Raw genomic sequence first — 18207 nt, 5'->3', positions numbered from 1 at the left:
GCCGCCCGCCGATCGAGAGGCCAGGAGAGAGGGGTGTCCCTGTACCGTGGGACACACGCTCGTGACCGAGCCGCCCGCCGTCCGGGGCGGGCCGTCGACCATCACGGAGCAGGAGGAGGGCAGCGTGGTCCTCACCGGTCAGGCAGGCACCGTCGTCCCCGGGCACGGGGCGGACCGCGCCGTGGCACGGGAGACGGTGCTGGTGCTCGACGGCGGGACCGGCGGCGCCGGTGCCGACGAGGGGTACACGGTCCGCGCGGCGCAGTGCCCGCGGGAGCCGCGACCACGGCTGTCGAAGTTCCACGCGCCGGAGATCGTGTTCGGGCCCGATTCGCTGCCCGAGACCGCCCACGCCGCGCTGCGTCTCGGGGCGCGGCGCCCGTTCGTCGTCACCGACCCGGGGGTGACCGAGGCCGGGTGGCCCGCCGAGCTCCTGCGCCACCTGCGCGCCGCCGGTCTGCGGCCCCAGCTGTGGAACGAGATCACCCCGAACCCGAAGGACCACGAGATCCAGGCCGGGTTCGAGCGCTACGAGAGCTCGGGCTGCGACGTGGTGATCGGCATCGGCGGAGGCTCGGTGATCGACGCCGCGAAGGGCGTCGCCCTGCTCGCGGCCAACGGCGGCACGATCCTCGACTACGAGGGCATCGACCGCATCGCCAACCCGATCCCGCCGCTGGTGATGGTGCCGTCGACCTCGGGCACCGGCGCCGACGTCTCCCAGTTCTGCATCATCACCGACACCGAGCGCCTCACCAAGATCACGATCATGGGCCGCGCCCTGGTCCCGGACGTCTCGGTGATCGACCCGCGGCTGCTCGTCACGATGCCGGACTGGCTCAACGCCGCGACCTGCCTGGACGCGCTGACCCACGGCATCGAGGCGTTCGTGTCGCTGGCCCACGGGCCGCTGACCGACACCCACGCGCTGCACGCCGTCGCACTCGTCCACGCCAACCTGCCGACCACGATGATCCGCCGCCACGACGACGGCCCCCGCACCGCGATGGCGCAGGCCGCGCTCGAGGCGGGCCTGGCCTTCACGAACGCGATCCTCGGCGCCACGCACGCCATGAGCCATCAGGTCGGCGGCATGCTCGACCTGCCGCACGGCCTGATCAACGGCGTGCTGCTGCCGCACGTGATCCGGTTCAACGGCTCGGCCTCCGACGCCGACGCGGCGCGCTTCGTCCCGATCGCCCAGGCCATGGGGCTGCCCGCCCGGCCCGGGATGCCCGGCGACGAGGCCGTGGACATGGTCGCGACCGAGGTCCGCAAGCTGGCCGACGAGGTCGGCGTCCCGACCGGGCTCGCAGCCATCGGGGTGCGCGAGGCCGACGTCCCGCGACTGTCCCGGCTCACCCTCGGCGACGCCTGCCTGACCACCAACCCGCGCACGGCGAGCGTGGAGCAGATCGAGGACCTGTTCCGGGAGGCGCTGTGACGCCGTCGCGGAGGCCCACGCGGTGACCGCCGCCGACCGCTTCCCGCGCCGCCGCACACCCGCCCCGTCCTCGTCGCCGGCCGCCGCGGGTCGGGCCCGGCCCGACCTCGACCAGCTCACCGGCCTGCGGACGGGCAAGCCGTCGTTCTACTCGGAGTACCGCGAGGGCGCCGAACGGCTACGCCGGGTCATCGTCGCGCTGGACCGGATCTCCGCCGCGCTGGTCCGCACGATGGAGGGCTCCGAGGCGCTGGTCCGCGCGGTCGCCGACGCGGCGGCCGACCACCTGTCCGCGGACTGGGTGGTGCTCGGGCTCGTCGACGGCGAGCTGCCCGACGCCGCGCCGCGGCACGTCGTCCTCGGGCCGGACGGCGTCGAGTGGGCCGACCTGGCGTCGGTGCCCGAGCGCGTGCGCCGGCACGTGGAACGGCTGCACGCCGGCGACGGCCACCACGACCACGACGACCACCACCAGCACCACGACGACCAGCGCCCCCGGCACCTGCACGTCCCGATCCGGCTCGACGGCCGCACCGTGGGCGGGTTCGTCGCGTGGACGCCGCCGGAACGCCACATCGACGACACCGACCACTCGGTGCTGCGCATCCTGGCCGGCCAGACGGCGTCGGCGCTGCAGAACTGCGCGCTGCTGGAGCGGGCCGAGCGACTGCACGCGCGCACCGCGGCCCAGGCCGAGGACCTGCGTGTCCGCAACGACGAGCTGATGCTCACCCAGCAGGCGCTCGGCGCGGCACGCCAGCGGGAGGTCCTCGACAACGAGCGGCACCGCATCGCCCGCGAGCTGCACGACAGCGTCACCCAGTACGCGCTGTCGGCCGGGATGCACATCGAGCTGTGCCGGTCGGAGATCACCGATCCGGACCTGCTCCAGCACCTCGACACGGCCAAGGACCTGACCCGGCGGGCCGTCGAGCAGCTGCGGTCGGCAATCTACGCGCTCAACGACGACGACCACGCCGACAAGGACCTGCCGTCGATGCTGCGCCAGCTGTCCACCGTGCACATGCCCGACGAGCTGCGGGTGGAAGTGACGATCGGCGGGGCCCCGGTGCCGCTGCCGCACGAGCACGAGCAGTCGCTGTTCCGGATCGCCGGCGAGGCGCTGTTCAACACGGCGATGCACGCCTCGGCGCCGCGGGCGGTGGTGCGGCTGGCCTACGCCGGCGGTCGCGTCCGTCTGTCGATCTCCGACGACGGCGGCGCCTCCCCCGAGCAGATCCGCCGCACGCTGCGTGCGGCATCGGTCCGCGGACCCTCCGGGGAGCACCGCGGCCTCGTGAACATGGACGCCCGCGCCCGCGAGATGGGTGGGACCCTGCGGTTCCGCCGCTCGCGGATCGGTGGGCTGCAGGTGCAGGTGGACGTCCCGCTCGGGACGCCGGGGCAGGAGGAGCTCGGATGAGCAGCGGCACACGGACCGCCCCGGGAGGTCCCGGGGCCGCACCGGCACCCACCGCGCCCGCAGCCGGCAGGGCGGGACTCGGCACCCGTCGCGGCCCCGGCCACGACGGTGTTCCTCCTGGCCCCGGGCAAGGCGGTTCCGGGCTCGGCCGCTCCGGGCAGGGCGGCTCCGCGGGTAGCGCTGTCGTGCCCGGGCAGGGCAGCTCCGTCGGCAGCACTGTCGTGCCCGGGCAGAGCGTCTCCGTCGGCAACGCTGTCGCGCCTGGGCAGAGCGTCTCCGGGCAGGGCGGATCCGGACAGGGCGCTGGGAATCCGCCGGGCGGTGGGGTGCACGGGGCCGGCGGGACCGTCGCGACCCGCACCGGTCCTGGTCCTGGTCCTGGTCCTGGTCCTGGTCCCGGTCCCGGTCCCGGTCCCGGTCCCGGTCCCGGTCCCGGCTCCACGAGCGTCGCGGCACCGCCGATCCGGATCGTGCTGGTCGATGACCACTCGATCATGCGGCAGGGGCTGCGCGCGGTTCTGGAGCGCGAGGACGACCTGCGCATCGTCGGCGAAGCGGGCAGCGCTCCGGAGGCGTTCGCCGCCGTCGCGGCCGGCCGGCCTCAGGTGGTGCTGCTCGACCTCAAGCTGGCGTCCGGCCCGCAGACCGACGGTCTCGAGGTCTGCCGCAGGCTGTGCGCCGACCACCCCGGCATCGGGGTGCTGGTGCTGACGACCTTCGCCGAGGACCGTCTCGTCGTCGAGTCGGTGCAGGCGGGTGCCCGCGGCTACGTGGTGAAGGACGTCGACACCACCGAACTCGTCCGCGCCATCCGCGCGGTGTCCCGCGGGGAGAGCGCGTTCGACGCCCGGTCGGCGTCGGCGATGGTGCGGTCGCTGTCCGGCGGAATGCCCGACCGGGAACGGCTGACCGACCGCGAGCTCGACGTGCTGCGCCTGCTGGCCCGGGGGCTGTCCAACCGCGCGATCGGCGCCGAGCTGTTCATCTCCGAGACGACGGTCAAGTTCCACGTCGGCAACCTGATGCGCAAGCTGATGGTGTCGCGCCGCGCCGAGGCGGTCTACGCGGCCACCAAGCTCGGCCTCCTCTGACACCACCCACCCCCCGCCGCCGCCCTCGCCCGACACCGCGGCACGGCGGCACGGCGGCACGGCGGCACGGCGGCACGGCGGCACGGCGGCACGGCGGCACGGCGGCACGGCGGCACGGCGGCACGGCGGCACGGCGGCACGGCGGCACGGCGGCACGGAGCGAGGACGTGCGTTCCGCGGAACGCGGTCTGACTTTTCGACGGCCGTCACGGGGCGGTCGGCAGCGCGATCGGTCAAGATCGGAGCGCCGGTCGGACCAGTCGACAACCGCCCCGATCGCGTTCCGCGAAACGCGGTCCTGGTCCTGGTCGACCGTTGACCGACGGGTCGGCAGGATCCGACGGGTCCCGTTCCGCTTCGTCGACCCGTCGGCGTCCCGACCCGCAGCTGCGTTCCGCGGAACGCGATCGCCCCAGGCCCCCTCCTCCGCCGGGCTCGAAACTGTCGGACCCACCCGGCACACTCATCTCGAACACACGTTCGAAGAAGGAGAGTGCCGTGCCCCAGCCCGCCTCCACGACCACGCCGGCCGATGAGCTGAGCCTGCCGGACCTCGAGTCCGAGCTCCTCGGCCTCGCCGGCCACATCGCCGCCGCCGAGTGCCGCTTCCTACGCCTGCTCGCGGAGTTCGACGACCGCGGCGGCTGGTGCGGGGTCGGCGTCCGGTCCTGCGCCCACTGGCTGACCTGGCGCGCGGGGATGAGCCTGCGCACCGCGACCGAGCACCTGCGCGTCGCGCACGCGCTGACCCGGCTGCCCCGGATCACCGCGGCGTTCGCGGCCGGCCGGATCTCCTACTCCAAGGTCCGGGCCGTCACCCGCCTCGTCGGCACGGGAGACGCGATCCTCGACCGCGTGACCGTCCCGTCCCCGATGAGTCCCGCCACAGACCCCCTCCGGGGCCCCGGCAGCGACCCCGACATCGACTCCGTCGGGAGCGCATGCCGGCTCCGGTGTGCTGGACACCGAGAGGACGGCGGAGACCGCCACGCCGCCGACCGACAGCGGGGACACCGTTGCGCACGACGACACGGCGAGCGAAGCGGCGGTCGCCGTCGGCGCTCCGGAGCCGCAGGGTGAGGCCGGGGCTGTCGCCCTTCCCTGTGCCGCGGCCGGGCCCAACGCCGAGCAGGTGCTCCTGGACCTCGCCCTGGGCGGGACCGCGAGCCATGTCGAGACCGTCGTCCGCGCGGTGCGTCGACGCTGCGCGCCGCCGAGCGACGTCGCCGCCCGGCGCGGGGTGAGCTGGCACCACGACGTCGACGGATCCCTGGTCGTACGAGCCCGGCTCACTCCCGAGAACGGCGCCCTCCTGATCGCCGCGATCGAGGCCGGGGTCGCCGCAGCGCTCCCGGCTCCCGCCGGCCCGACCGGCAGCGACAGCGACGATCCGGCCGCACGGGAGGGGCGGCGGTCGGGGTGGGGCGGGGTCGATCCCCACGAGCAGGCCCGCCGCACGGAGGACCAGGCACCGGGCGCGGTTGTCGACTCCCTGGCGGCCCGGCGGGCCGACGCTCTGGTGGACCTGGTCGGCCGCGGGCCCGGCGCGGCTGGCGCCGCGGTGGTGGAGCGGGGCTCGGCGCGGGTGACGGTCGTCGTCGACGCAGGGACCGGCACCGCACGCCTCGCCGGTGGGCCTGAGATCGCCGCGAGCACCGCCGAGCGCCTTGCCTGCGACGCCCGGGCCCAGGTGCTGCTGAGCGATCGCACCGGGAACCGGATGTACCTCGGCCAAAGCAGGCGGCTGGCGAGCCCGGCACAGATCGCCGCCCTGACCGCCGACGGTGGCGGCTCCTGCCGGTTCCCGGGGTGCCACCACACCCGTCACCTCCATGCCCACCACGTCCGTCACTGGCTGCGGGGCGGGCCGACGGACGTCGACAACCTGGTCCTGCTCTGCTCGTTCCACCACCGTCTCGTGCACGACGACGGGTACCTGGTCCTGCGCCCGCCCGGTGAGGGCTGGTTGTTCCACCGACCCGACGGCAGCCCTGTCGAGGCCACGGGCAGACCGCTGGACGGCAGCGCCGAGTCCCTCGTCGAACGGAACACGCGGGCCCGACTGCGGATCGATCGCAGCACCCTCGCCCCTGACTGGTACGGCGATCGCCTCGACCCCGAGCCGATCCTCGACGCCCTGCTCCCGCCCGGCGCGGCGGCCACCACCGCGGCCTGAACCCGGAGGCACTCCGCCGGACAGCCCGACACGGACACAGGCACACGGGTACGGCCGGGGAGCCGACGCGGACCGCGGCGCACCGAGCCTGCGGGAGCCCGGCGCAGACACCGGTGCGCAAGGGCGCGGACGCCGACTGTACGAGGTGCTGGACGTCGGCCGCCCACGTTGCCGCCGGACCGCGTTCCGCGGAACGCGGCACCGGAAGCCCGCCCGGTCGAGGAGCGCGGTGACGATCGCGCCGAGCCGTGGTTCCGCTCCTGGGTCGCGGTCAGGGGCGTCGGGGCTCCGGGCGCGCAGCGGGGCACGTCGTCCCAGGAGGCGCGGCCGAGGGCGAGCGAGCGGTCCACCGGCCCGGCAGAGCACGGGCAGGCCGCGACGACGACCGGTTTCCGGCCTCGGTGGACAGGGCCGGCGGGCAGGACCGGTAGACAGGACCGATGCGCTGGTACGCCGAACGCCCCGACCGGATCGCCCGACAGGTCGTCGCCGACCTCGTCGCCGTGCTGTGGACGGTCCTCGCCGTCACTGCCGGCGTGGCCGTGCACGACGGGTTGTCCGCGCTGCGTGGGCCCGGTGACTCGCTGGTCGTCGCGGGCGGTCGGGTCTCCGACGCCTTCACCGGGGTCGCCGGGGCGGTCGGTGCGGTCCCGTTCATCGGTTCCGACCTGGCCCGCGCGCTGGATCCGGCCGCGGGGGCGGGCACCGAGCTCGTCGCCGCGGGGCGGCAGTTCGGGGGCGCCGTCGACGCTCTCGCGACCGGAGCGCTGGTCGTCGTCCCGCTGGTGATGCTGCTGCCGGTGCTGCTCGGCTGGCTCCCGCTGCGGCTGCGCTACGCCCGGCGGGCCGGCGCCGCCGTCGCCGCGCGCGCCACCGCCCCGGACCTGCTGGCCGTGCGGGCGCTGTCGCGGGTGCCGGTGTCACGGCTGGTCCGGGTCGCGCCGGACCCGGCGGCGGCGTGGCGGTCCGGGGACCCCGCCGTCGTGGCGGCGCTGGCCGCGCTGGAGCTGTCCGACCTCGGCCTGCACACCCACGTCCACGACCGGCCGACGACAGGGCGATGACCGGCGGCTGAAGAAGCGGGGACAGAGCCGGCGACAGAGCCGGCGACACGCCGGCAGATCGACGGCAGCGTGACGAGACGGCGGCGTGGCGAGACGGCGGCGTGGCGAGACGGCGGCGTGGCGAGACCGGCCGTGTCGAGACCGGCCGCGTCGAGGCGGCAGGGCGGCGGGCGACACGACAGGGCGGCGACACGGCTGCGGTGCCGGCCGCGGCGCCGGGAGAACCACGGAGCGGGGTGCGACGCTGTCGACCATGCCGCTGTTCGCCCTGGAGGGCCTCTCCCCCACCGTGCACCCGGACGCCTTCGTCGCCCCGACCGCGACGCTCGTCGGGGACGTGCGCGTCGAGGAGGGTGCCTCGATCTGGTACAACGCCGTGCTGCGCGCCGACCTGGGGCCCATCGTCGTGCGTGCCGGCGCCAACGTGCAGGACGGGTCGGTGCTGCACGGCGGCGACGACCCGGTCACCGAGATCGGCGAGGGCGCCACGATCGGGCACCTGTGCGTGGTGCACGGTGCCGTGATCGGGGCGCGGGCGGTCGTCGGGAACGGCAGCACCGTGCAGGACGGTGCCCGGATCGGCGAGGGCGCGATGGTCGCCGCCGGGTCGACGGTCACGCCGAACTCCGAGCTGCCCGCCGACCGGCTGATGCTCGGCTCCGCGGCGAAGGAACGCGGCGAGCTGACCGAGCAGGCCCGCTGGTGGGTGCGTACCAACCCGGACTTCTACCGCGCCCTGGCCCGGCGGCACGCCGACGGCGTCACCCCCGCCTGAGCCGCCCCCGGAGCGTTCCGCGGAACGCTCCGGGCCCTCAGCCCTCGACGTCGGGCGAGCTCGCCTGCGCCCGGTAGCGGCGCGGGATCCGGCCGGCGTGCCGGGCGTCCCACCCCGCCTCCACGCCCCGTCGCATCGCGCGCGCCATCCGCTCCGGATCGGCGGCGCAGGTGACGGCGGTGGCGAGCAGGACGGCGTCGCAGCCCAGCTCCATCGCCAGCGCGGCCTCCGAGGCGGTGCCGATCCCGGCGTCGAGCACGACCGGCACGCCCGCGGCGGCCACGATCATCTCGATGTTGTGCGGGTTGCGGATGCCGAGCCCGGTGCCGATCGGGGAGCCGAGCGGCATCACCGCGGCGCACCCGACCTGCTCCAGACGACGGGCCAGGATCGGGTCGTCGTTGGTGTAGGGCAGCACGGTGAAGCCGTCGTCGACGAGCTGCTCGGCGGCGTCGAGGAGCTCGACCGGGTCGGGCAGCAGGGTCGTGTCGTCCGCGACGACCTCCAGCTTCACCAGGTCGGTCTCCAGCGCCTCGCGGGCCATCCGCGCCGTGAGCACCGCCTCGGCCGCGGTGCGGCAGCCCGCGGTGTTCGGCAGCACGGCGATCCCGAGGCGACGCAGCAGGTCCAGCAACCCGGTCCCGTTCGCGACGTCGACCCGGCGCAGCGCCACCGTGGTCAGCTCGGTGCCGGACGCGACCAGCGCCCGCTCCAGGATCTCCAGGTTCGCCGCCCCGCCGGTACCCATCACCAGCCGCGAGTCGAAGAGGTGGTCGCCGAAGGCGAGCTTGTCGGTCTGCACAGCCATGCTCATCCTCCTTGCACCGCGGTCAGGACCTCCACGCGCGCGCCGTCGCCGGGACGGTGCCCGGCCCACGACGTGCGCGGCACGACCTCCCCGTCGACGGCGACGGCGATCCCCCGCTCCGGCAGCCCGGCCTCGGCCAGGATCCGGGCGAGGTCGGCGTCGGCGTCGACCTCGTGGTGCTCGCCGTTCAGCACGATCAACATCAGTGGTTCCCCTCCTCGCGCGCCCCGGCGGCGGCCGGGACGAACCGTCGCGGGTCCGCGGCGCGGACCGCTTCGGGCACGTCGTCGCCGCGCAGCAGCGCCGCCCCGGCCACCGCGGTCACCGGCACCAGCAGCATCCCGTTGCGGCCGTGCCCGGTGGCGACGATCAGCCCGTCGGGCCCGGTCCGCCCGATCAGCGGCAGGTTGTCCCGGCTGCCGGGCCGCAGCCCGGCGGCGGTCTCGGTGAGCGCGTACTCGGCGATCCCGGGCAGGATCCGCTCGGCGTCACGTAGCAGGTCGCGCACCCCGCCGACGGTGACGTCGGTGTCGAAGCCGTTCTCCGCCGTCGTCGCGCCGACGACGAGGTCGCCGTACCCGGGCAGCGTCCGCGGCACGGCGTAGACCGCCCGCCCGTCGACGAGCGCCCGCACCGTCCGCGACGGCGGCGGCAGCGCCCCGGCGCGCCGGGTCAGCCGCAGGATCTCGCCCTTCACCGGGCGCACCAGCCCGTCGAGCACCGGATGCAGCGACGACGAGTGCGCCCCCGCGGCGACGACGACCGCGTCCGCCGCGACCGTCACCCCGTCCGCGAGGCGCACGCCGGTGACGCGGGCGCCGTCGTCGAGCACACGCGCGACCCCACGGTCGGAGACCACGACCCCGGCCCGTTCGGCCGCGGCCGCCAGTGCGGCGAGCAACCGCCGGTTGTCCACCGACGGGTCGTCGGGCACCGACAGGCCGCCGCGGACCTCGGGGCCCAGCGCGGGTTCGAGCCGGCGCAGCTCGCGGCCGGTCAGCGGGCGCACGTCGCGGCCGAGGGACTCCAGGTAGTCCGCGAGCGCGGTCAGCTCGGCGCGGTCGCCCGACCCGGTCGCGGCGACGACGGTGCCCTCCGGGTGCAGCCCGGCGTCGGTGCCGGCGTCGGCGGACAGGGCCGCGGCGAACTCCGGCCAGCGGGCGACCGAGTCCAGCCCGAGAGCGAGCAGGTCCTCCTCACCGGGCCAGGCCTCGGTGACCGGGGCGAGCATCCCGCCGGCCACCCAGGACGCGCCGCGACCGGGGGCCGGGTCGAACACGGTCACCGACCAGCCGTCGCGGGCCGCCGCGCGGGCGAGGGACAGGCCGACCGCGCCCGCCCCCGCGACGACCAGTCGTCCGGCACTCGCGCTCATCGGATCCACCTCACTCCCTGCGCCGGCATGACCCGGATCAGGTTCGACGGTCGGGACCGCGTCGCGGGTCCCCTCTCAGCCCGCTGCCCGGGCTCCCGTGGTTCGTCGTCGTCCGGGGCACAGGCTACGCCGTAGCCTGCGAGCCGTGTCCGACACCGATACCCGCCCCGGCACCCGCGACACCCGTCGCGCCCGGCTCGACGCCCTCACCGACGCCCGCCTCTACCTGTGCACCGACGCCCGCACCGCACGTGGTGACCTGGCGGAGTTCGCCGACGCCGCGCTCGCCGGCGGGGTCGACATCGTCCAGCTGCGGGACAAGGGCGGGCCCGACGGACCGCTGGAGGCACGCGCCGAGCTCGCCGCCCTGGAGGTGCTCGCCGACGCCTGCCGCCGGCACGGCGCGCTGCTCGCGGTGAACGACCGCGCCGACGTCGCGCTCGCCGCGGGCGCCGACGTGCTCCACCTCGGCCAGGACGACCTGCCGGTGCCGTGGGCACGCCGGGTCGTCGGCGACGACGTGCTCGTCGGCCGGTCCTCGCACAGCCCCGAGGAGACCCTGACCGCCGCCGACGAGGACGGCGTGGACTACTTCTGCGTCGGTCCCTGCTGGCCCACCCCGACCAAGCCGGGACGCCCGGCGCCCGGCCTGGACCTGGTCCGCACGGTCGCCGGGCGCGCCCCGGCGCGGCCGTGGTTCGCGATCGGGGGCATCGACGGCGACCGGCTGGACGAGGTCCTCGACGCCGGCGCCGACCGGATCGTCGTGGTCCGGGCGATCACCGAGGCCGAGGACCCGCGTGCGGCCGCGGCGGCGCTGCGGGCCCGGCTGGTCTGAGGCCCGACCGCGTCGATCAGTTCTGCGTGCCCGAGCCCTGGCCGCCGGAGTTCTGACCGCCCGAGTTCTGGCCGCCGGAGTTCTGGCCGCCCGAGTCCTGCCCGGAGCCCGGCTGCTGGGTCGGCAGGACCCGGTTCAGCCCGTCCTGCAGCGGGTTCGACGAGCCCGAGCCGTCCTGACCGGAGTCCCGGTCGCGGGTGCTGGTCGTCGACTCCGACGTGCTGGTCCCCGACTCCTCGGTGGAGGTCGAGCTCGACGACGACGTCGACGAGTCGCCCCCGGAGCCCTCGCCCCGGTCGTTCTCCTGCTGGGCCGGAGGCGCGCCGCCGCGGACGACGTTGCTCACCGAGGTGCCGGAGGAGCCGGACAGCGACGAGCCCTTCACGAACTCGATGCCGGAGATCAGGAACATCGACACCGCGAAGGTGACGACCCCGAGCACCGCGGACACGACGACCGTCTTGCGGGTGACCCGCACCCGGCGGAACCGGCCGTGGCCCGTTCCGGCGGCGCGGGTCGTGCCACCGGGCGTCTGCCACGGGTCCAGGAGCACCGTCTCCTCGCCGGTGGGCCCGGCGATGCTGCGGCCGGCAGCGTCCTGCGCGGCGGCCGCGGTGCCCTCGGCGACGCCCTTGCCGCGCCGGGTCGCCTTCTCCTTCAGCGCGAGGGCCTTGTCCTTGCTGACCTCGAGCGAGCGCGTGAACAGCGTGGTGGCCAGCGTCGAGATGACCGAGCCGAGCGCCGCGCCGATCACCGTGCCGACCGCGCCGAGGAACGAGCCGAGCATCGCCGTGACGATCGCCGCCCCGGCGCCGGCCGCGATCTTCGTCGGGCTGAGGTCGGCCTTGAGACCGCTCGCCTTCGTGGCGTCCGACGAGCCGTCCCCGGAGCCGTCACCGGACCCGCCGGAGCCCCCGGACCCGCCGGGACCGTTCGGTCCGCCCCCGACCGGCCCCACCGGACCGCCGGGACCGGCCGCGCGGGTCGTGTCCGACGCGGGCGGCAGCACCCGGGTGCGCGGACGCCCGCCGGGCGGCGTCCCGACCGGCACGCCCGGCCCTGGCACGACCGGGCTCACCGGACGGGCACCGGGCGGGGTCTGCGTGGTCCGGCCGCGGGTGGTGTCCGACGGCGGCTGCGAGCCCCGTCCACCGTGCGTACGGGACGGGTGCGCCGTGCGCTGCCGGGGCAGCCGCGGGGCGTCGGGAGAGGCCACCGGACGACCGGTGCCGGGTCGGGGAGCGGACGGCTGGGCGGGGGGACGGGCCGGGCCGGGGACGCCACGGGGGGCGTCGCCGGAGCCGGGCTCCGGGGGGCGCTGGTGTGGCATGGCTCCTTGCAGTGATCGTCGGTGCAGGCGGATCGCCGCCGGGGGAACGTCCGGGGACGCAGTGACTGCGCCGGACGATCACCCGATGTGGTGACCTTCACACGATCGCGCAAAGATCACGGGAAGATCACGATTCTACCGTCACCGGTTGTCGGACAGCGTCACCGGGGGTGACGAATGCCCGGGTGATCGGCCGGCAGCGCCGTACGCAGCAACGGCCACGACACGAGCACGCTCAGCCCGACCAGCAGCGGGCTCAGCACCGTCCGCGCGACGCCCAGCAGCACCACCTGGTCGGCCGCCCACAACGGGAGGAACACCGACAGCCGCACGACGTACTGCGCCACCCACGCCCAGGACGCCCGCTGGTACCCGCGCAGCAGGTCCGGGTCGCGCCGCCACCGGGTCCGCTGGCCCAGCAGTCCGCCGACCACCACCCCCAGCAGCGGCCAACGCACCACGATCGAGATCGCCCAGGCCAGGGCGCTGCCGACGTTGGACACGATCTGGACCAGGAAGAAGTCCGACGCGCGCCCGGTGATCAGCGCGATCGCGGCCGCGACGACGACCCCGGCCAGCCCGAACAGCACCGCGCGCGGCCGCCGGCCCCGGTACAGCCGCCATCCGGCCACCCCGGCCCCGGCGACGATCGCCGCGCCGGCCCCCCAGTTGATCGGGAACAGCGACCCCGCGGCGTTCGCCGCCACCCAGGCGAGCACGAACGCGACGACCGGGACCGAGGCGTCGACGGCACCGGCCCGGCCGCCGAGCAGCTCGGCCAGCCGCGGGTCCTCCCGGGGCGCGGTGCGGGAAGCGGGATCGGGTGTCACCTGACTAAGGGTGCCCTATCTCGGGCCGCAGGTCGACGGATCCGATTGGCGTACGGGCCCGGAGAGGGTGATCATCGCTGTAACGCCGCACGTCGTTGCGGTGAACAACAGATGGGCACATTTCAGGATCACGGACCGGGAGGGGGCGGTGCCGATGGCCACACAGCGACACGATCAGGGGCGCGCACAGCACCGGAGCTTCGTCGCGATCGGGGACAGCTTCACCGAGGGCCTCGACGACCTGACCCCCGACGGCAGGGCACGCGGCTGGGCCGACCGCGTCGCCGAGATCCTCGCCGAGCGCCGCCCCGGCTTCGGCTACGCCAACCTGGCGGTGCGCGGGAAGATCCTGGACCAGATCGTCGACGAGCAGATCCCGGTCGCCGAGGCGATGCGCCCCGACCTGATCACCTTCTGCGCCGGCGGCAACGACATCATCGGCTGGAGCTGCGACGTCGACGACCTCGCCGCCCGCTTCGACGCCGCGCTCGGCAGGCTGGTCGCCACCGGGGCCGAGGTGCTCATCTTCACCGGCTTCGACCTGCGCCGGATGCACCCGCTCATCCGCAGGCTGCGGGGCCGGATCGCCTGCTACAACGAGGACATGCGGGCCGCCGCCGAACGGCACGGCTGCCGCGTCGTCGACCTGTGGGCGATGGACTGCCTCGCCGACCCGCGGGCCTGGGGCCCGGACCGGCTGCACCTGGTGCCGCACGCGCACGAGCGGGTCGCCTGGCGGGTGCTGGAGACGCTCGGCGAGGACGCGCCGGACTGGCGCGGCCCGTGGCCGGAGCCGGCGGTCGAGCCCGCGCCGTGGACCGCCCGGCAGGCCGAGGACCTGCGGTGGGTCACCCAGCACGTGATGCCGTTCCTGCGCCGGCGCCTGCGCGGCACCAGCACCTGGGACGACTACCACGCCAAGCGTCCGCAGCTGGCTCCGCTGCAGGACGCGTGAGCCGTACGTCGTCGTCCCGCGGTGCTCCCGCGGGACGACGACGTCGCGGTACGCGGTCGGCCGCTCAGCGGACCGGGGTGTGGTCCCGGGCCGCGATGTAGGACGGCCGCGGCCGCGGTGCCGAGAACGGCGCGACGCACGCGTTCTCGACGCCGTTGAACACCAGGAAGATGTTCGACCGCGGGTACGGCGTGATGTTGTCGCCGGAGCCGTGCATGCAGTTGGAGTCGAAGAACGTCGCCCCGCCCGCGTCGCCGGTCATCATCGTGATGCCGTGCCGCTCGGCGAGCTTGGCGATCGACCGTGCGTCGGGCGTGCCGATCTTCTGCTCCTTCAGCGACGTCCGGTAGTAGTCCTCCGGCGTCTCACCCACGCAGGACACGAAGGTCCGGTGCGATCCGGGCATGATCATCAGACAGCCGTTGAACGGGTGGTTGTCGGTCAGCGAGATCGAGCAGCTGACCGCACGCGGGCCCGGCATGCCGTCCTCGGCGTGCCAGGTCTCGAAGTCCGAGTGCCAGTAGAACCCACCGCCGCCGAAGCCGGGCTTGTAGTTGATCCGGCTCTGGTGGACGTAGACGTCGGAGCCGAGGATCTGGCGGGCCCGAGAGAGCACCCGCTCGTCGCGCACCAGCCGGCCGATCGCCTCCGAGATCCGGTGGACCTCGAAGATCGAGCGGACCTCGTCGGAGGACTTCTCGACGATGCAGCGCTCGTCGGCGCGCACCTGCGGGTCGGCGGCGAGCCGGTCCAGCTCGGCCTGGTACTCCGCGACCTCCTCGGCCGTCAGCAGGCCCGGCACCTGCACGAAACCGTCGCGCTCGTGCGCCTCCAGCTCCTGGGCGCCGAACATGCCCGCGCTAGCCCGGTCGCTCCAGACGGTGGGCTCGGCGCGGTCGATGAAGACCGGTGTGTTCGAGACGCGCGTCGGGTAGCGGTCACCCGCGGCGCGCACGAGACGCGGTTCGTTGCCGACCAGTGCGGTCATGGACCCTCCTGTGAGTCGCTGTCGGTTCGGTTCCCTTCGAACGGGTGTCGTATGAACGACCGCGAGGGGCGTTCCCGCTGTAACACAGCGGAAACACCCCTCGCGGTGTGATCTCGGAACGGAGGTTCAGTCCTCCGTGACCAGCGGGTACACGCCGTTCTCGTCGTGCACCTCCCGGCCGGTGACCGGCGGGTTGAAGACGCACACGCACTTGATGGTGGTCTTCGGACGGAGCTGGTGCTTCTCGTGGCCGCTCAGCACGTAGATCGAGCCCGGCTTGAGCTGGTACGTGACGTCGTTGTCCTTGTCGTACAGCTCGCCCTCGCCCTCGGTGATGAAGACGGCCTCGATGTGGTTCGCGTACCAGAAGTCGTTGATCGTCCCGGCCTGCAGGGTGGTCTCGTGGACCGAGAAACCGACCTTGTCGTTGGCCAGCACGATCCGCTTGCTGCGCCACTGGCCGTTCTCGGACTCGACGTCCCGATCGGTTCCGGTGATCTCGTCGATGGTGCGGACGATCATGTGGGTATCAGCTCCCGATGACGGTGCGGACGGACTCGCCGATGATCGCAAGACCCTCGTCGAGCTCGTCGTCGGTGGTCGTGAGCGGCGCCAGCAGCTTGAGGACCTCGTCGTTCGGACCGGCGGTCTCCAGCAGCAGGCGGTGCTCGAAGGCCTTCGAGGCCACCTTCTCGGCGAGCCCCTCCCCCTCGAACTGGATGCCCCGCGCCATCCCACGGCCCTTGGTGAACATCTCGGTGCCCTGGTTGTCACCGATGATCTTGTTGAAGGCCTCCTCGACCTTCTCGCCCTTGCGCAGCGTCTCCTTCTCCAGCGTGTCGTCGGTCCACCAGTTGCGCAGCGTGTGCGTGGCGGTGACGAACGCGGGGTTGTTGCCACGGAAGGTGCCGTTGTGCTCGCCGGGGCCCCACTGGTCGTACTCCGGCTTGATCAGCACGAGTGCCATCGGCAGGCCGTAGCCGGAGATGGACTTGGAGATCGTGACGATGTCGGGCTGGATGCCGGCGATCTCGAACGAGAAGAACGGACCGGTCCGGCCGCAGCCCATCTGCACGTCGTCGACGATCATCAGGATGCCCTTGCGGGTGCACAGGTCGCGCAGCCCCTGCAGCCACTCGATGCGGGCCGGGTTGAGCCCGCCCTCGCCCTGCACAGTCTCGACGATGACCGCGGCCGGCTCGTTGAGGCTGGAGCCCGTGTCGTCGAGGACCTTCTCGAACCACAGGAAGTCGGGCATCTTGCCGTCGAAGTAGTTGTCGAACGGCATCGGCGTCGAGTGGACCAGCGGGATGCCCGCGCCACCGCGCTTCATCGAGTTGCCGGTCACCGACAGAGCGCCCAGCGTCATGCCGTGGAACGCGTTGGTGAAGTTGATCAGTGCCTCGCGACCGCTGATCTTGCGGGCGAGCTTCAGCGCGGACTCGACGGCGTTGGCGCCGGTCGGGCCGGGGAACTGGACCTTGTACTGCAGGTTCCGCGGCTTGAGGATGATCTCCTCGAAGGTGGTGAGGAACTCGCCCTTGGCCGAGGTGTACATGTCCAGGCCGTGGGTGATGCCGTCGCGCGTCAAGTACTCGATGAGCGGCTTCTTCAGCACCTCGGGGTTGTGCCCGTAGTTCAGCGCGCCCGCGCCGCCGAAGAAGTCGAGGTAGGAGTTGCCGTCGACGTCGGTCAGACGGCTCCCCTTCGCCGTGTCGAAGACGACGGGCCAGTTGCGGCAGTAGCTGCGGACCTGGGACTCGAGATCCTCGAAAACGGTCATGTGTTCTCACCCTTGTCTGCTGCGATCGGGCCGACGAGATAGAGGTTCTCCGGCTCGTGGGAGTCACCGAGCAGATCGGGACCGAACAGGTCCTCCCGCTCGATGGTGGTGTCGTGGCGCTCGGCGAACTTGGTGAACAGCCGGATCGACGAGGCGTTGTCCGGCGTGATGGTGGTCTCCATCCGCTCGGTGCCGCCCACGGCGACCGCCTGCTCCCAGACGGCGTCCAGCATCCGACCGGCGAGGCCCGCCCCGCGTGCCACCGGGTCGACGCACACCTGCCAGATGAACAGGGCGCCGTTCTCCGGGCGCAGGTAGCCGGTCACGTAGCCGACGGCACGGCCGTCGTCGCGCCGGGCGATGACCGAGGTGCGCGCGAAGTCGCGACACCACAGGATGTAGGCGTAGCGGGAGTTCACGTCCAGCGTCCGCGACTCCACCGCCAGCCGCCACATGTCCACCCCGTCCGCCGGGACCGGGGAGCCGATCTCGTACGTATGGTCACCGTCGGCGTCGGCCGCCGGGCCGGATGCGCCGGTCGCGGCGTCTCCGTCCGGAACCGTGGACGCCCGAGGAGGAGCCTGTTCGGGAGCGGTCATGACTGGCGAGGTTAGTGCCGTCGGGCGCTCGATGCAGCCGCTGACGACGGGCGGCGACCCCCGGAGCCGTGATCCACGTGATCGGTGCCACAATGGGCGCTGACGCCGCGACACCCGGTGTCCGCCCTGGAAGACACCGTGATCACCGGCCCGTCCGATCGGTTCCGGGGCCCGGCCCGGGGCGGCCGGAGGTCTCGGACGTGGCGCTCACCACGCTGCGCCACCACCCGGCCGCGCGTTCGGCCAATCGTGCGGATGCACTTGCATCTGCACCGCTGTGGGGTGACGATGGCTACTCCGTCGAATCGTGCCCGGAGGAGCTGTCGTGTCGGTGACACCCGCCAGTACGCGCCCCGTGGCCGTGGTGACCGCACCGGACGAGGGGCAGACCGTCACGGTCACTTGCGCCCGGGACAGCCGCAGCCACGTCGTGGCACAGGCGGTCCTGGCCGACTCGCTCGCCGCCGGGACCGGCCACTGCACCGCCCTGTGCGGGCACGTGGTGCTGCCGGCGTCGCTGGCCTCACCGCCCGGGGACGGATGCCTGCTGTGCGCCGAGACCTCCGGGGCCGGGCGTCGTGCCCGCCGCCGCGGACGGATCGGCTTCGGGCGCTCGGCCCGCGCCGCCTCCTGAGCGCCGCCGCCGACCGCCGTCCACAGCCGATCCGTTCCCCTACCGCCGGCCGGGCCCCGACCCGCGCCGGTGGACCCCCGACGTCGGGCCGACA

General features: G+C 74.0%; 19 protein-coding genes and 1 riboswitch. Of the genes, 10 read left to right on the top strand and 9 right to left on the bottom strand.

Translation table 11 applies throughout. From position 1 onward, the window contains the following. The first annotated feature begins 61 nt into the window (after window positions 1-61). From KPL59_RS20420 to KPL59_RS20390, 7 genes are all read left to right on the top strand, one after another. A complete protein-coding gene (locus KPL59_RS20420) occupies window positions 62-1444 on the top strand; it encodes an iron-containing alcohol dehydrogenase (RefSeq protein WP_226361692.1) in 1383 nt (460 codons plus the stop codon). Between the two features lie 22 nt (window positions 1445-1466). Continuing rightward, complete coding sequence (locus tag KPL59_RS20415; protein ID WP_308187925.1) at window positions 1467-2867, top strand: histidine kinase; 1401 nt, start codon at window positions 1467-1469, stop codon at window positions 2865-2867. A gap of 470 nt (window positions 2868-3337) precedes the next feature. Further along, on the top strand, window positions 3338-3958 hold the full coding sequence (locus KPL59_RS20410) for a response regulator transcription factor (RefSeq protein ID WP_226361691.1): 621 nt from the start codon (window positions 3338-3340) through the stop codon (window positions 3956-3958). Between the two features lie 498 nt (window positions 3959-4456). After that, window positions 4457-5038 (top strand): DUF222 domain-containing protein, encoded by a 582-nt coding sequence (locus tag KPL59_RS37775; RefSeq protein WP_374111646.1) that lies wholly within the window; start codon window positions 4457-4459, stop codon window positions 5036-5038. A 640-nt stretch (window positions 5039-5678) separates the two neighbouring features. Next, window positions 5679-6134, top strand: coding sequence for an HNH endonuclease signature motif containing protein (locus KPL59_RS37770; protein WP_374111660.1), 456 nt, complete (start codon window positions 5679-5681; stop codon window positions 6132-6134). A 440-nt stretch (window positions 6135-6574) separates the two neighbouring features. Then, complete coding sequence (locus KPL59_RS20395; RefSeq protein WP_226361689.1) at window positions 6575-7198, top strand: hypothetical protein; 624 nt, start codon at window positions 6575-6577, stop codon at window positions 7196-7198. Window positions 7199-7451: 253 nt separating this feature from the next. After that, window positions 7452-7973, top strand: a complete 522-nt coding sequence (locus KPL59_RS20390; protein WP_075309798.1) for a gamma carbonic anhydrase family protein — start codon at window positions 7452-7454, stop codon at window positions 7971-7973. A 37-nt stretch (window positions 7974-8010) separates the two neighbouring features. Here the strand turns inward: KPL59_RS20390 and KPL59_RS20385 are convergent, their stop codons facing one another. The 3 genes from KPL59_RS20385 to thiO form a co-directional block, all read right to left on the bottom strand. Further along, window positions 8011-8781 carry a thiazole synthase gene (locus KPL59_RS20385; protein WP_255677222.1) on the bottom strand — a complete coding sequence of 257 codons (771 nt, stop codon included), beginning with the start codon at window positions 8779-8781 and terminating at the stop codon, window positions 8011-8013. Window positions 8782-8783: 2 nt separating this feature from the next. Beyond that, window positions 8784-8984: a sulfur carrier protein ThiS gene (thiS, locus tag KPL59_RS20380; protein ID WP_226361688.1), complete on the bottom strand. Its 201-nt coding sequence runs from the start codon at window positions 8982-8984 to the stop codon at window positions 8784-8786. Beyond that, a complete protein-coding gene (thiO, locus tag KPL59_RS20375) occupies window positions 8984-10156 on the bottom strand; it encodes a glycine oxidase ThiO (protein WP_226361687.1) in 1173 nt (390 codons plus the stop codon). The genes thiS and thiO overlap by 1 nt, the downstream gene beginning before the upstream one ends. Further along, window positions 10153-10262: riboswitch (TPP riboswitch) on the bottom strand. Its footprint overlaps the gene before it by 4 nt. A 39-nt stretch (window positions 10263-10301) precedes the next feature. On the opposite strand from thiO, the gene thiE reads away from it, so the two are divergent. Further along, window positions 10302-10994 carry a thiamine phosphate synthase gene (thiE, locus tag KPL59_RS20370; protein ID WP_075309790.1) on the top strand — a complete coding sequence of 231 codons (693 nt, stop codon included), beginning with the start codon at window positions 10302-10304 and terminating at the stop codon, window positions 10992-10994. 16 nt (window positions 10995-11010) lie between these two features. Here the strand turns inward: thiE and KPL59_RS20365 are convergent, their stop codons facing one another. Further along, a complete protein-coding gene (locus tag KPL59_RS20365) occupies window positions 11011-12324 on the bottom strand; it encodes a hypothetical protein (protein ID WP_226361686.1) in 1314 nt (437 codons plus the stop codon). A 161-nt stretch (window positions 12325-12485) separates the two neighbouring features. Continuing rightward, a complete protein-coding gene (locus KPL59_RS20360; protein WP_226361685.1) occupies window positions 12486-13154 on the bottom strand; it encodes a DUF3159 domain-containing protein in 669 nt (222 codons plus the stop codon). 154 nt (window positions 13155-13308) lie between these two features. Here KPL59_RS20360 and KPL59_RS20355 point away from each other — a divergent pair, with 154 nt between their 5' ends. Then, entirely contained in the window at window positions 13309-14109 is an 801-nt protein-coding gene (locus KPL59_RS20355) for an SGNH/GDSL hydrolase family protein (RefSeq protein ID WP_226352881.1), read from the top strand. Window positions 14110-14173: 64 nt separating this feature from the next. Here KPL59_RS20355 and thpD read toward each other — a convergent pair whose 3' ends face one another. The 4 genes from thpD to ectA all read right to left on the bottom strand — a co-directional run bounded on the left by thpD (window position 14174) and on the right by ectA (window position 17479). Then, complete coding sequence (gene thpD / locus KPL59_RS20350; protein ID WP_226361684.1) at window positions 14174-15097, bottom strand: ectoine hydroxylase; 924 nt, start codon at window positions 15095-15097, stop codon at window positions 14174-14176. 126 nt (window positions 15098-15223) lie between these two features. Then, window positions 15224-15619, bottom strand: a complete 396-nt coding sequence (locus KPL59_RS20345; RefSeq protein WP_020625166.1) for an ectoine synthase — start codon at window positions 15617-15619, stop codon at window positions 15224-15226. A 7-nt stretch (window positions 15620-15626) separates the two neighbouring features. After that, complete coding sequence (ectB, locus tag KPL59_RS20340; RefSeq protein WP_020625167.1) at window positions 15627-16880, bottom strand: diaminobutyrate--2-oxoglutarate transaminase; 1254 nt, start codon at window positions 16878-16880, stop codon at window positions 15627-15629. Beyond that, window positions 16877-17479, bottom strand: a complete 603-nt coding sequence (ectA, locus tag KPL59_RS20335; RefSeq protein WP_226352880.1) for a diaminobutyrate acetyltransferase — start codon at window positions 17477-17479, stop codon at window positions 16877-16879. Before ectA ends, ectB begins: the two co-directional genes overlap by 4 nt. A gap of 325 nt (window positions 17480-17804) precedes the next feature. Between ectA and KPL59_RS20330 the strand changes: the two genes are divergently transcribed. Then, window positions 17805-18113 carry a hypothetical protein gene (locus KPL59_RS20330; RefSeq protein WP_149666278.1) on the top strand — a complete coding sequence of 103 codons (309 nt, stop codon included), beginning with the start codon at window positions 17805-17807 and terminating at the stop codon, window positions 18111-18113. Window positions 18114-18207 lie beyond the last annotated feature (94 nt).

Origin of the sequence: Pseudonocardia sp. ICBG1142, from assembly GCF_020496255.1 — a bacterium.
Lineage (GTDB): Bacteria > Actinomycetota > Actinomycetes > Mycobacteriales > Pseudonocardiaceae > Pseudonocardia.
This window is presented reverse-complemented; position numbering and strand designations above follow the sequence as displayed.